A 13632-nucleotide genomic window follows, 5' to 3' on the forward strand; every position below is an offset into this window, starting at 1 on the left:
TTTTCGTTTTTTGAAAGATTTTTTTAGTAGAATGTTGACTTTTATATTTGATGAGCGTACTATATCATCTTGTTTACTGTAAATTTTCAAAAACAATATTTAACATGAAAAAAAGTGTAAAGGAGTTTAAGAGTTGGATTACTTAAAAAGGTTGTTAGTCGGTAAGCCGTTAAAGTCTGCTGAAAATGACGACCATAAATTGAGTCGATTTGCTGCGCTAGCATTATTGTCTTCTGATGCACTATCTTCGATTGCATATGGGACAGAACAAATCGTTGTTGTGTTGGTTGCTTTGTCTACCGCAGCAATTTGGTATTCATTACCTATTGCAGCATTTGTTATTATTTTACTTATTTCATTAACTTTATCTTATCGACAAATTATTCATGCTTATCCTCATGGCGGTGGTGCTTATGTGGTAAGTAGTGAAAACTTAGGGAAAAACGCTGGTCTGATTTCTGGGGGATCATTGTTGATCGATTATATGCTGACTGTTGCGGTATCTGTTTCTGCTGGGGCAGAGGCGATAACGTCGGCAATCCCAGCTTTGTATGGTCATCAGGTAGGTATTTCCGTCGCAATTGTCTTGTTATTGATGATGCTGAATTTAAGAGGGTTACGTGAATCGGCCTCTTTCTTATTAGTTCCTGTTTATACATTTATTATTGTCATTACCTTGCTGATTGTCGTTGGTCTGTTCAACATTGTGACTGGTGCAGTACCGTTAAATGCGACTGCCTTGCCAGGCGCGGCTGTTCCAGGTGTTTCGATTGCATTGATTTTACGTGCCTTTTCATCTGGCTCCTCTTCACTGACTGGGGTTGAGGCAATCAGTAATGCGGTACCGTTCTTTAAAAAACCACGGGCGAAAAACGCTGCGGGTACGTTAACAATGATGGCTGTCATTTTAGGATTTTTCTTTGTGGGAATTACATTCATTAACTACTGGTATGGCATCGTACCTGAAACAGAAGTGACGGTCTTGTCTCAAATCGGTAAAGCTGTCTTTGGACATGGTGTGTTGTATTACGTTTTACAATTTGCAACTGCTTTGATTTTAGCAGTAGCCGCAAATACTGGTTTCTCTGCGTTTCCAGTTTTAGCGTTTAATTTAGCAAAAGATAAATTCATGCCACATATGTATCAAGATCGTGGTGACCGTTTAGGTTATTCAAATGGGATCATGACTTTAGCCTTTGGTTCAATCATCTTATTGTTTATCTTCCAAGGATCAACGGAACGATTGATTCCACTTTATTCGATTGGTGTATTTATCCCATTTGCTCTTTCTCAAACAGGGATGGTTATCAAGTGGCGAAAAGAAGGTAAGAAATGGTTGCAAAAATCAATTGCAAACATTGTTGGAGCATTTATTTCTTACTCGATTATTATTATTTTGTTCATCTATCGTTTAGGTGATATCTGGCCATTCTTTATCATTATGCCTATTGTTTTGTTTGTTTTTTACAAAATTCATGGACACTACAAAAATGTGGCAGAACAACTTCGCTTAGAAGAAGATGCTAAGTTACATGATTTTGATGGAAATACGGTGTTAGTTTTAGTGGGAAATGTTACTCGTGTAAACATTGGAGCGTTGAATTATGCACGTTCGATTGGGGACTATGTAGTAGCAATGCACGTATCCTTAGATGAAGATGTGGCGAAGGAAAAAGAAATCGAAGCCGAATTCAAAAAACATTTTCCTGATGTTCGTTTTTCGGTTGTTCATTCTTCGTATCGTTCAATTGAAAACCCAATTATTCGCTATGTGGATCTAGTGAGCAAAAATGCAGCAAAACAAAACTATACGACAACGGTGTTGATTCCACAGTTTGTACCAAACCGTCGTTGGCAAAATATTTTGCACAACCAAACAAGTTTGCGTTTACGTTTGCGACTTTCTTGGCGAGAAAATATTGTTATCAGTACCTATAGTTATCATCTGAAAAAATAAGTAATGGAGCATAGCGATTACTTTATCAATAAACAAAGATTGTGGTGCAAAACGTTTAGCTCTGACAAGATAGCGAGCAGACACTCAAAATAGTTTTTCATATTTTGAAGTGAATGTGAGCTATTTTGAGGAGTTGTTTTGGGAACACTGTTTATAGAAAAAAAGGACCTGTGACAAACTGTCGCAGGGCCTTTTTTCTATTGTTCAGCTTCGTACACTAAGCTTTTTTTGCTGCAGGATCTAAGCGTCGTTCTACGATACCAAGTACCCAGTCAGTAATGATCGCCATTAAAGCTGTTGGTAACGCACCTGCAAGAATGATTGAAGCACCGTCTGTTGCATTGGTCCCGCGGATAATGATGTCACCAAGGCCGCCGGCACCAACGAATGCACCAATCGCAGTAATTCCGATCGCAACAACCAAAGCGTTACGAATCCCAGCCATAATGACCGAAACAGATAAAGGTAGTTCCACCATGATTAAACGTTGACGAGCAGTCATACCCATTCCTTTACCGACATCCAAAATATTTTTATCTACTTGGATCATACCAGTATAAGTGTTTTTGATAATTGGTAATAAGGAGTACAAGAAGACCGTAACAATAACTACGTTAACACCTAGCCCCAGTCCAATCATCAAAATAGAAAGCATTGCTAAAGAGGGGACAGTTTGAATGATGTTTGCTAAGCGAATGACCCAATTGGCAAGTTTGCGTTTACGAGAGATCAATATCCCAATCGGAATCGCTACAACAGCGGCGAAAAAGACACCGTAAATTGAAATCAAGAAGTGACGGATAAATTGACTAAAGACATAGGCGCCGTTTTCTTGAAAATAATAGACGAATTGTTGAAATAAATTCATTTTATCCATGCAATCACTTCCCTTCCTCAAAATAATGATGTTCTTTCAAAAAGCGTTCGGCAACAACAGAAGGTTCCACCAAATTGTTGTCTGCCTCATAATTTAATTTTTGCATTTCCTCTGTAGTGATCGTACTACCTAATTTTTGTAAGGCTTCCTCTAGGTGAGGCGTGTCTTTCAACACTTGGTTTGCGACGACCGGTGCAGCATCATAAGGTGGGAAGAAGCTTAAATCATCCTCTAACATCACCAAATCATAACTTGCAATTCGTCCATCAGTAGAATAACCTAATACGATGTCCATTTTTCCTGCTTCAACAGCGTCATAGACTAAACCAATTTGCATTGGCAAGATAGATTCAAACGAAAAGCCATATGTTTCTTGGAAGCCATCATAGCCATCACCTTTACGGTTGATCCAAGAAGTATCGACACCTGCAACGAGTTCATCCGCTACATTTTTCAAATCACTGACTTTCGTTAGATTGTATTTCTCAGCTGTGTCTTTGCGAACGAGAAAGACATACGTGTTTTCAAATCCATAAGAAGGAAACCATGTTTGATTGTACCGTTTTTCAAATTCTTCTTTCACTATGGCAAATGCTTTTTTAGGATCTTTTTCAGGCGGTAGCCCTAAGGTAGTTGTTAAGTCCGTTCCTGTATAGCGTGCCGCAGAAATCGAAGCGTCCCCATTAATCATAGCTTGGTGATTAATCGTTGTTGTTGCTAAATTGTTGATAATCGTTGTGTTTTTGTCTGTATAATGTTCAACCATTCCAGCGACAATCCCTGCAAGAATTTGTGCTTCTGAAGTAATGCCACCAGTAATCGAAATCGTTTGGTCATCCGTATTACTTGCTAAGCCTGGCAAAGAACAGCTACCGAGAATGAGTGAGAGTCCAAAAAGCAAAATGAGTTGTTTAAGTCGTTTCATTCATCATTCTCCTTTCTAAGCGCAATCGGAGTGAGATGTGTTTCTAATAAACCAAGTAAGAAATCAGCAAGCAGAGCTAAGATCGTTACCGGAATCGTTCCAGCAAAAATCAGATCTGGTTGATAATTATTTAGTCCACTAAAAATCAAATCACCTAAACCGCCTGCACCAATGTAAGAGGCTAAAGTTGCCCAAGCAATCACATAGACTGCAGCTAAACGAATCCCAGCCATAATCGTTGGCATCGCGATTGGAAGTTCCACTGAAAGAATGGACTGCAGATTGGTCATGCCCATTCCTTTGGCAACATCTCGATAGTTCCAATCCACATTTTTCATCCCAATATAGGTGTTTCGTAAAATAGGCAATAGCGAATAAATAAAGAGAGCAATAATTGCGGGTGTTTTTCCAACGCCTAGCAAGGGTATCATCAGAGCTAACAGCGCCAAAGAGGGAACCGTTTGAAGTGCGCTACTAATACCAATCACAATCGTTGCCGCTTTTTGAAAACGAGTTAAGAGAATCCCTAGCGGAACTGCGACCAAAATACCAAGTGCTAGAGCGAAAAAAGAAATATAAAGATGTTCAGCACTCTTTGTTAAAATTTCGGCGCCATGCTGATTAAAAAACTGCTGCATGAGCTAGACCTCCTTTGTTTCTACAGGCTTCGTTGACTCAATCGCATCTGTGATAGATTGATCTTCTCCCCAAATCACATCATAAACAATATCAACTAGTGAAGCACGAGTTAAAATACCAACTACTCGGTTTTGTTCATCAACGACAGGCACGTATTTTAGTCCACGTTTTAAAATCCGTTGTAAAGTGTCACGTAAATAAGCGGATTCTTTCACGTAGAAAACTTTAGGATTTAAAATATCCCCAACACTCGAAACTTTGCCACGTTTTCGGTCAAGCGTTTCAACATCAATGAAGCCCTTCAATACATTTGAGTTGTCTGTTACTAAAAGGGTATCCACGCGTTTTTCGCGCATGAGTTTGATTGCTTCTTGCAATGATTTTTCCGGAGTAATCGTAATGGCAGTGTTCAACATGACTTCGTTGACGCGAGTCGTGTCCGGTTTTGCTTGAAGCAAACGATCTTCACCGATAAGTTCTTCTACGAATTCATTGGCAGGGTTACGTAAAATATTTTCTGGTGTATCAAACTGGATCACTTTTCCTTCACTCATGATAGCGATACGACTTGCTAATTTTAATGCTTCGTCCATATCGTGGGTAACAAAGACAATGGTTTTCCCTAGACGTTCTTGTAAGTCTTTCACTAGATCTTGCAAGGCGTCACGCGTAATTGGATCTAGCGCGCCAAATGGTTCATCCATCAAAATAATATCTTGATTAGCAGCTAATGCCCGAACGACACCAATTCGTTGTTGTTGTCCGCCAGAGAGTTCGCTTGGATAGCGATCAAGCATCTCACGAGGTAATTCGACAAGGTCAATCATTTTCTCGGCAGTTTTATTACGTTCTTCCTGACTAACTTTCAGTAGCTTTTGTACAAGTGTAATATTTTCTCGAATGGTCATGTGTGGCATCAAACCAATATTTTGAATAACATAGCCAATTTGTCGGCGTAGTTCAACCGGATTGATATCTAGGATGTTTTTTCCATCAATCAAAATTTTTCCTTTAGACGGGTCAGTCATTCGATTTATCATGCGCATCGTCGTTGTTTTCCCACTACCACTAGTTCCGATAAAGCAGATAAATTCTCCTTGTTCAAACGAAAGATTCACGTCATCAACAGCAACTTTGTTTCCTTTATAAATTTTTGATACATGTTGAAATTCAATCAAATTTTCTCACCTCAAATTATCATTTTTTTAATCTTCACATAACTAGTATGGCTGAAAAATCGTTAACATACAAATCGAAAGGTTTGAAAGAAGAGATTTTTTACTGGAATATGGATTGGGGTGTGCTAAAAAAGTTTGAACTGAGCTGTTCGCCAAGTCTCTAAAAAAGTGTTAGAATAGCTTGAGATAAATGACTAGAAAGAGTGGATAAGATGTTAACAACAGAGGATTTTGATTTTGATTTGCCAGAAGAACTCATTGCACAAACACCGTTAAAAGATCGTGACCAGTCACGTTTGTTAGTGGTCAATCGTACAACAGGGGAGTTAGAAGATAAACATTTTCATGATATTATTGATGAATTGAACCCGGGGGACGCCTTGGTCATGAATGACACACGCGTGCTACCCGCTCGTTTATATGGAGAAAAACCAGATACTGGCGCTCATTTAGAAGTATTGCTTTTAACGAATACAGAAGGTGATACATGGGAAACGTTGATCAAGCCAGCTAAACGTGCCAAAGTAGGGACAACGATTTCATTTGGTGATGGTCGACTAAAAGCTGTGGTGGAAGAAGAACTAGAGCATGGTGGACGAATCATTACGTTTAAATATGACGGAATTTTTCTTGAAATCTTAGAATCGCTGGGCGAAATGCCCTTGCCACCTTATATCAAAGAACGCCTAGAAGATCCAGATCGTTACCAAACAGTGTACGCGAAAGAAAATGGTTCTGCGGCAGCCCCAACAGCAGGATTACATTTTACAAAAGAATTATTGGAAGAAATCGAAGCCAAAGGAATTGAATTAATCTACTTGACACTTCATGTTGGCCTAGGAACATTCCGTCCAGTTAGCGTAGATAAGATTGAAGATCATCATATGCATAGTGAATTTTATCGGTTAACAGAGGATGCTTCGAAACGTTTGAACCAAGTTCGCGAGAATGGCGGGAAAATCGTAGCGGTAGGGACAACTTCTATTCGGACATTAGAAACGATTGGGACAAAGTTCAATGGTGAAATCAAAGCTGACAGTGGTTGGACAGAAATTTTTATTACACCAGGTTATGAATTTAAAGTCGTCCAAGCGTTCTCAACAAATTTCCATTTGCCAAAATCAACCTTAGTGATGTTAGTAAGTGCCTTTGCAGGTCGCGAATTAATTCTGTCTGCATACCAACATGCGATTGACGAACGTTACCGCTTCTTTAGTTTTGGAGATGCGATGTTTGTCAAATAAATGGGTTGACAATTACATGTTTGAATAAAAATAAGAGAGTGAATGATCCTTAGCGATCATTCACTCTCTTATTTTTATTTTCCACTTTTAATGAATCACATAAGCAAGGTGAGGCTTACTTTCCGAATTTTAAACTAGCTCTGAGCAATTGAATTAGCTGGAGTAATTTTCCTTGGCTAATAATCAATCAATGTTAAGACAGTATTTTTTGGATCAAATAAATGGTCTGTTTTTCATTTTCAATATAAATGTTTCTTTTGTGCAGAGAGTATCAAAAATTGCTTGTTCAACCGCCATTTTTTGATAATAATTTTTATGAATTTAGTTTTTTTTTAGGAAAAAGGTAAATAAAAATACAAATGAAAAAGGTACGATTATAAAAAATAAAATAAAAAAGACAGGAGCTGATGGAATGCTTTTGACCAATAAAAGCCTCGACCATTATTTTGATAAATACGACCAATATTTTTCGTTGATGACTGAATACGAGTATCCACTCATTTATCGCGAATACGATAAAATAAAAAAAGAAGCCTATTATCTGGTTGACCAAATTTCTTCAGAAAATTTTTTCTCCAAGTTGAAACAACTACTGATATTAGATGCTCGGATACAAATCATTCAAAGTTTACTTGAATTGGAATCAGAAAAAACTACTGAGGCAGAGATTCTCGAATTAGCTAAAACAGATAGCTGGACGTTTTATAAAGAAGCAGCGGGCTACCGATTAAATGAAACAGTGCCTCACACGTTACTTAATTATGTTTTGGCAGAAGACGAGGGTAGCCGTGATTAAATTTTTTGTAGAGAGTGGCTGAATCGAAGTGTTTATTTTGCTAAATATTCTTAGCTATCAAATTTTTCGAAGTACTAGTAAGGAGAAAAGAACGCATGGATAATTGGAAGTAGACAACACAAAAAAGCTGGACTCTCGACAAGTCCAGCCTCTGTATTTCGGAAGGAATCAAATAAGTAGAATTTTTGTTACTTTCCATGATACATGTAAAGTACCTTGTTGAATTTCTTCTTGATAAACAAAAAATCTTGTTTTCGTTACATCTTCAACACTCATTGACACATCTTTTACTAGTATTCAATTTTCAGATGTTCATTGTTTATTTTACGTATCTTTGTTACTTCTGGTTTTGGGAAACGAATCATCCAAACTCTTTATACGCATTCACTATTTTCATCAGTTTGACGCTTTGTACTTCACACGTATACTTGGTGAAACCTGTACTTCTAACAACTTTGTTTGCTTACAATACTTCATCGAGAAATCCTTCAACTTATTTGATGTTATCCTCCTTCCTTACACCTATATAGTAGCACGAAATGTTAGCGTTTGCAAATGAGATGCTTGCGATTCTATGCCTTTTTTATGAACAAAATTCATAAATTGTCTGAAATAGTTTATTAAGTTGAAAAAAATAAAAAAATGATGTTATATTTAATATAGGATTATTATTTAATGAAGATTGAAGGAGGAATAGGATGGAAGAATATAAAAAAACGGTGAGGGAAGTCCAAGAAGAAACAAATGCAAACCTAGAACAAGGATTGTCTTCGCAAGAAGCAACTAAGCGGGGCAAGGAGCAGGGACTTAACCGTTTTGATGAGGCAAAGAAAGAATCATTAGCCAGAAAATTTTTTAGAAGTTTAGCAGATTTTACGACGATTATTTTATTGGTTGCTGCTGTGATCTCTTTTTATACGGCCTTTGCAACAGAACACGGAGATTTATTTGAAGGTCTGTTGATTATCGCTATCGTTGTTATCAACTCCGCACTTACAATTGTTCAAGAAGGAAATGCAGAAAAAGCATTAGAGTCGTTGCAGGATATGAATAAGCAGACGGCACTGGTTTTACGTGATGGCAAACGAGAACAAATTGATGCAGAACAATTAGTTGTTGGGGACATTTTGATTTTAGAATCAGGTGCAACCATTCCTGCAGATGCTCGGTTGATTCAAAGTTCACAACTCCGAGTAGAAGAATCAGCTTTGACTGGTGAGAGTGAAGCGGTTGAGAAAGATGCTACTTATGTTAGTAAAGAAGAGGTACCTTTAGGCGATCAGATTAATATGGTGTTTAAAGGGTGCAGTGTAGCTGCCGGTCGTGGTCAAGCAATTGTTACAGCAATTGGGATGCAAACTGAAATGGGAAAAATCGCTGGACTATTAAGTGGCGATATGATGCAGAAAACACCTTTGCAAGTTCGCTTGAATCAGTTAGGTAAACGAATTAGTTTTATTGCATTAGGAGCGGCTGCATTAGTTTTTATTATCGGTGAGTTGCAAGGAGAACCGCTACTGGAAATGTTTATGACTTCTGTATCTTTAGCAGTTGCGGCAGTTCCAGAAACATTGACAGTTATCGTGACATTAACTTTAGCATTTGGCGTTCAGAAAATGGCAAAAAAACATGCAATTATTCGTCAACTGCCTGCAGTTGAAACATTAGGAACAGCTAACGTAATTTGTTCTGATAAGACGGGAACGCTAACCCAAAATAAAATGCGCGTGCGTCGAGTTTGGAGTCGCGGCGATGAAGTTACTGATACAGAAGATGCTATGACAGATAGTGCAATGGAAGTCTTGAAGATGGCAGCCTTATGTACAGATGTAAGTGTTGAAAAAGAAAATGATGAATTGATTATCAAAGGGAACCCAACAGAAGGCGCAATTGTGCGTGCTGTGGAAGAAAACTATCATACAAAAGCAGAGTTGGAAGAAAATTATCCTCGAATTGGAGAATTGCCGTTTGACTCAGAGCGAAAAATGATGACAACGGTACATAAGATGGGAAAAAAATATATTTCCATTACCAAAGGTGCTTTTGACGTATTAGCTCCACGCTTTCGTTATGGAGACATCGAACAAGCCACAGTTGTCAATGACCGTTTCGGAAAACGTGCGCTTCGCGTGATTGCAGTTGGTTTTGCTGTCTATGACGAAGAGCCACAAGACATTAGTTCAGAAGCGTTAGAAAAAGATTTACGTTTAATCGGGTTGATTGGCATGATTGATCCACCTCGCCCAGAAAGTAAAGGAGCAATTGCTCGCGCGAAAAAAGCTGGGATCAAAACAGTAATGATTACTGGTGACCATGTGGTGACAGCGAGTGCGATTGCAAAAGAACTTGGAATTTTGGAGCATTCTTCAGAAGCTTTAACAGGCGCAGAATTGCACGCGTTGACTGATGAAGAACTAGATGAACGTGTAAAAGAATTGTCTGTCTATGCACGAGTAACGCCAGAAGACAAGATTCGGATTGTTAAATCATGGCAACGAACAGGCGCAGTTGTAGCGATGACTGGTGATGGAGTAAATGATGCCCCTGCGTTGAAAGCAAGTGACGTTGGCTGTGCCATGGGAATCACTGGGACGGATGTAGCTCAAAGTGCTTCAGATATGATTTTAACGGATGATAATTTTGCAACGATTGTTGATGCAGTTAGCCAAGGCCGTTCTGTTTATCAAAATATTCGAAAAGCGATTAATTTTCTTTTGAGCTGTAATATCTCAGAAATTTTCATTGTGTTGATTGCGATGCTTCTAGGTTGGGGTGCGCCATTTACGGCAGTTCAATTACTATTTGTCAACGTAGTAGCTGATGGGCTACCAGGATTTGCACTAGGAAGGGAACCGGCGGAAGCAGGAATTATGGATCAAATGCCAATACCGCGAAATGAGGGGATTTTTGCACGTGGATTGTGGCAAAAAATTGCAGTGAACGCAAGTGTGTTTACCGTTGTAACACTTTTTGGTTACTATCTAGGAAGTTTTGTTGACACAATTAGCCCTTGGGTTGATGCTAGTCAAGAAGTTGGTCAAACGGTTGCTTTCCTAGTCTTAGCCTATTCTTCAATTTTGCATGTTTTTAATGTGAGAAGTAGTCAATCAATATTTAAGGTAAGTCTATCCTCCAATAAATCGCTATTAGAAATGGCCGTCTTAGCTGTAGTAATTACTACAGCAATGGCACTGTTCCCATTCACACAAGAACTTTTTGGACTTGTTCATATTAGTTTGAATCATTGGTTGCTAGTCTTCATTTTATCAGTCACACCAATTGCAGTGAGTGAGCTGATTAAGTTCCATCAACTGCCAGATGTGGATGATGAAGAAGAATAAATAAAAAAGTGTAGCAAAAAAGCTGCGGTATTGACCGCAGCTTTTTTTGTGTACCTGTTTAGTTTAGTAAGCAACATCTTTAGGCAATTCATTGTAGAAAGCAGCTTTTGTTGCTGTAATATATGGATTCAACCATAAATAGCCGATTCCTGCAGTCATTAATGCAAGAATGTGCCATCCGATAAACGACAAATCCAACCAGAACAATTTCCCTTTGTAACCATCCATTAGCTTACGACTTGCTGTAATCGTATCAAGCACACGAGGTTTTTGACCTGTTTCTTGAATCGTGTCGTAGTAGATAAAGTAGCTTTGAGAGTAAGAATAACTTTTGATAATCCCAGGGATAATAAGCAACAATGTCCATAATGTGGTGAATAACCAAATTAAAATGGCTAAACCGATTACGCCACCGATAAAGATACCTGAAAATCCACGAAATGCATCTTTAAATGGTTCGATTTGTGATTTTTGTCCACGTAATACATCAAGATAAGTCCAAGAAATACCACTCATGAACAATGCGCTAATAATGCCGGAAACAACTCCGCCACCACTACCACCGCCAGCACCAGATCCACCATTATCATTAGCAATCGTTTCCTGGATACTTGAAACATCTGACATACTTGCAATAAACAAGATGAATGGTACAAGAATCAAAAGAATAAGTGCAATAGCAATTAACGACGGAATCAAATTCAATAATACCGCTTGCCCCCAACGACCTTTCAAACTAGCCTTAGCTTGTGATTTTAATTCAGCAGAAGATTTCATCTATTTTTCACTCCTTTTCCATAAGTTAAAATTATTATAACAAAGATTCACTTTTTTGCCTTTCATCTTGCATTGATTATTCCGGAAATGTCTCTAAAAAAAGAGGATTAAATAGAACAGAAACAATAGATAAACTCTTGCAAAAAAGTGCCGAAACGATTATGATTGTGTGAGTTGTCAACGCTATTTTATAGAGAAAGTAGGGAATTGAATGTCACAACCTGCCATTCGCTATCGTTTAATCAAAAAAGAAAAACATACGGGTGCCCGCTTAGGTGAAATTATTACGCCACACGGTACTTTTCCAACTCCCATGTTCATGCCTGTCGGAACATTGGCGACAGTAAAAACTATGTCTCCTGAAGAATTAAAGGAGATGGGTGCAGGAATCATTTTAAGTAACACGTACCATCTGTGGTTGCGACCTGGAGAAGATCTAGTCGCTGAAGCTGGTGGTTTGCATAAATTTATGAATTGGGATCAACCGATTTTAACCGATTCTGGTGGTTTCCAAGTATTTTCATTAAGTGATATGCGTAACATTGAAGAAGAAGGGGTCCATTTTAAAAATCATTTGAATGGTTCTCGGATGTTTTTATCACCTGAAAAAGCAATTGATATCCAAAATAAATTGGGTTCAGATATCATGATGAGTTTTGATGAATGTCCACCATTCGATGAAAGCTATGACTACGTGAAAAAATCTGTAGAGCGTACTTCACGCTGGGCAGAGCGTGGACTAAAAGCTCACGCAAATCCAGCAACACAAGGTCTATTTGGAATTATCCAAGGGGCAGGATTTGAAGATTTACGTCGTCAAAGTGCGAAAGATTTAGTTAGCATGGATTTCCCAGGCTATTCAATCGGAGGATTATCTGTTGGGGAACCAAAAGCAGACATGAACCGTGTTTTAGAATTTACGACACCATTAATTCCAGAAGACAAACCACGCTACTTAATGGGGGTTGGTGCAGCTGATTCCTTGATTGATGGAGTAATTCGTGGAGTAGATATGTTTGACTGTGTATTGCCAACAAGAATCGCACGTAATGGAACTTGTATGACTTCGCAAGGTCGTTTAGTTGTTAAAAATGCAAAATATGCACATGATTTTCGTCCAATTGATGAAAAATGTGATTGTTATACATGTAAAAACTATACTCGTGCTTATATTCGTCATTTAATCAAGTGTGATGAAACATTCGGTATTCGTTTAACTTCTTATCATAATCTTTATTTCCTATTGAATTTGATGAAACAAGTTCGTCAAGCAATCATGGATGATAACTTATTAGAATTCAGAGCAGCCTTCTTTGAAGAATACGGATTTAACAAAGAAAATGCTAAGAGTTTCTAAATTCATGACTTTTATGTGAAATTTAGGTAAAAAGCTAGTGTAGATAGTACTTTTTATGCTAAAGTGTTTTTTGTAGATAGATTGAGTGAGGTGAAAAAAATGGGATCATTACCAATGATTGTGATGTTCGTTGCGTTGTTAGCAATGTGGTACTTTATGTCACGTACACAAAAGAAACAACAACAAGAACGTCAAAACTTGTTAGATAGTATGAAACCAGGCGATGCAGTTGTTACAATTGGTGGCTTGCATGGCGTAATTTCAGAAATCGATGAAGACAAACGCACAGTCGTTTTAGACTGTGAAGGTATCTTCTTAGAGTTTGACCGTGCGTCAATCAAAACGGTTAAACCAGGAGTGACTGTAGAAAACGATGCTACAGTGACAACTATCGAAGAACCAGTTGAAACAAAAGAAGAAACAATCACTGAAGAAGTAACAGAAGAAGTTTCTGAAGAAAACAAAGACGAGAAATAAGCATAGATTCTATAATTATTTTTCATCTGAAGAGACACAACTAATTAATTAGTTGTGTCTCTTT

11 protein-coding genes are annotated in these 13632 nt (G+C 38.1%); 6 read left to right on the forward strand and 5 right to left on the reverse strand.

Going from position 1 to position 13632, the window contains the following annotated elements:
* Nucleotides 1–133: 133 nt before the first annotated feature.
* Nucleotides 134–1957 carry an amino acid permease gene (locus IGJ93_RS00875; RefSeq protein ID WP_067483346.1) on the forward strand — a complete coding sequence of 608 codons (1824 nt, stop codon included), beginning with the start codon at nucleotides 134–136 and terminating at the stop codon, nucleotides 1955–1957.
* Between the two features lie 217 nt (nucleotides 1958–2174).
* Here the strand turns inward: IGJ93_RS00875 and IGJ93_RS00880 are convergent, their stop codons facing one another.
* From IGJ93_RS00880 to IGJ93_RS00895, 4 genes are read right to left on the reverse strand one after another with little or no spacing between them, the layout of a single operon-like run.
* Nucleotides 2175–2834 carry an ABC transporter permease gene (locus IGJ93_RS00880; protein ID WP_067483344.1) on the reverse strand — a complete coding sequence of 220 codons (660 nt, stop codon included), beginning with the start codon at nucleotides 2832–2834 and terminating at the stop codon, nucleotides 2175–2177.
* A 4-nt stretch (nucleotides 2835–2838) separates the two neighbouring features.
* Complete coding sequence (locus tag IGJ93_RS00885; RefSeq protein WP_071868719.1) at nucleotides 2839–3759, reverse strand: osmoprotectant ABC transporter substrate-binding protein; 921 nt, start codon at nucleotides 3757–3759, stop codon at nucleotides 2839–2841.
* Complete coding sequence (locus tag IGJ93_RS00890) at nucleotides 3756–4397, reverse strand: ABC transporter permease (protein WP_067483340.1); 642 nt, start codon at nucleotides 4395–4397, stop codon at nucleotides 3756–3758. The genes IGJ93_RS00885 and IGJ93_RS00890 overlap by 4 nt, the downstream gene beginning before the upstream one ends.
* A gap of 3 nt (nucleotides 4398–4400) precedes the next feature.
* Nucleotides 4401–5576 carry a betaine/proline/choline family ABC transporter ATP-binding protein gene (locus IGJ93_RS00895; RefSeq protein ID WP_067483338.1) on the reverse strand — a complete coding sequence of 392 codons (1176 nt, stop codon included), beginning with the start codon at nucleotides 5574–5576 and terminating at the stop codon, nucleotides 4401–4403.
* Between the two features lie 212 nt (nucleotides 5577–5788).
* Between IGJ93_RS00895 and queA the strand changes: the two genes are divergently transcribed.
* From queA to IGJ93_RS00910, 3 genes are all read left to right on the forward strand, one after another.
* A complete protein-coding gene (gene queA, locus IGJ93_RS00900; RefSeq protein ID WP_095803357.1) occupies nucleotides 5789–6820 on the forward strand; it encodes a tRNA preQ1(34) S-adenosylmethionine ribosyltransferase-isomerase QueA in 1032 nt (343 codons plus the stop codon).
* A 412-nt stretch (nucleotides 6821–7232) separates the two neighbouring features.
* Nucleotides 7233–7616 (forward strand): DUF7006 family protein, encoded by a 384-nt coding sequence (locus tag IGJ93_RS00905; protein ID WP_067483334.1) that lies wholly within the window; start codon nucleotides 7233–7235, stop codon nucleotides 7614–7616.
* Between the two features lie 698 nt (nucleotides 7617–8314).
* On the forward strand, nucleotides 8315–10957 hold the full coding sequence (locus IGJ93_RS00910) for a cation-translocating P-type ATPase (RefSeq protein WP_285701188.1): 2643 nt from the start codon (nucleotides 8315–8317) through the stop codon (nucleotides 10955–10957).
* Between the two features lie 63 nt (nucleotides 10958–11020).
* Here IGJ93_RS00910 and IGJ93_RS00915 read toward each other — a convergent pair whose 3' ends face one another.
* The gene (locus IGJ93_RS00915) at nucleotides 11021–11734 is read right to left on the reverse strand and encodes a DUF975 family protein (protein WP_067483330.1); all 714 of its coding nucleotides are present in this window, start codon (nucleotides 11732–11734) and stop codon (nucleotides 11021–11023) included.
* Between the two features lie 211 nt (nucleotides 11735–11945).
* Between IGJ93_RS00915 and tgt the strand changes: the two genes are divergently transcribed.
* Entirely contained in the window at nucleotides 11946–13091 is a 1146-nt protein-coding gene (tgt, locus tag IGJ93_RS00920; RefSeq protein ID WP_067483328.1) for a tRNA guanosine(34) transglycosylase Tgt, read from the forward strand.
* Nucleotides 13092–13190: 99 nt separating this feature from the next.
* Nucleotides 13191–13568 (forward strand): preprotein translocase subunit YajC, encoded by a 378-nt coding sequence (gene yajC, locus IGJ93_RS00925; protein ID WP_067483326.1) that lies wholly within the window; start codon nucleotides 13191–13193, stop codon nucleotides 13566–13568.
* Nucleotides 13569–13632: the final 64 nt, after the last annotated feature.

The sequence above is a fragment of the Enterococcus sp. DIV0174 genome (genome assembly GCF_050529065.1).
GTDB classification, from domain to species: Bacteria; Bacillota; Bacilli; order Lactobacillales; family Enterococcaceae; genus Enterococcus_B; species Enterococcus_B thailandicus.

Excerpts from the sequence above, each read along its gene's own strand:
- yajC (WP_067483326.1), top strand. The coding sequence starts at position 13,191 with ATGGGATCATTACCAATGATTGTGATGTTCGTTGCGTTGTTAGCAATG.
- IGJ93_RS00915 (WP_067483330.1), bottom strand. The coding sequence starts at position 11,734 with ATGAAATCTTCTGCTGAATTAAAATCACAAGCTAAGGCTAGTTTGAAA.
- IGJ93_RS00890 (WP_067483340.1), bottom strand. The coding sequence starts at position 4,397 with ATGCAGCAGTTTTTTAATCAGCATGGCGCCGAAATTTTAACAAAGAGT.
- queA (WP_095803357.1), top strand. The coding sequence starts at position 5,789 with ATGTTAACAACAGAGGATTTTGATTTTGATTTGCCAGAAGAACTCATT.
- IGJ93_RS00880 (WP_067483344.1), bottom strand. The coding sequence starts at position 2,834 with ATGGATAAAATGAATTTATTTCAACAATTCGTCTATTATTTTCAAGAA.
- tgt (WP_067483328.1), top strand. The coding sequence starts at position 11,946 with ATGTCACAACCTGCCATTCGCTATCGTTTAATCAAAAAAGAAAAACAT.
- IGJ93_RS00905 (WP_067483334.1), top strand. The coding sequence starts at position 7,233 with ATGCTTTTGACCAATAAAAGCCTCGACCATTATTTTGATAAATACGAC.
- IGJ93_RS00885 (WP_071868719.1), bottom strand. The coding sequence starts at position 3,759 with ATGAAACGACTTAAACAACTCATTTTGCTTTTTGGACTCTCACTCATT.
- IGJ93_RS00910 (WP_285701188.1), top strand. The coding sequence starts at position 8,315 with ATGGAAGAATATAAAAAAACGGTGAGGGAAGTCCAAGAAGAAACAAAT.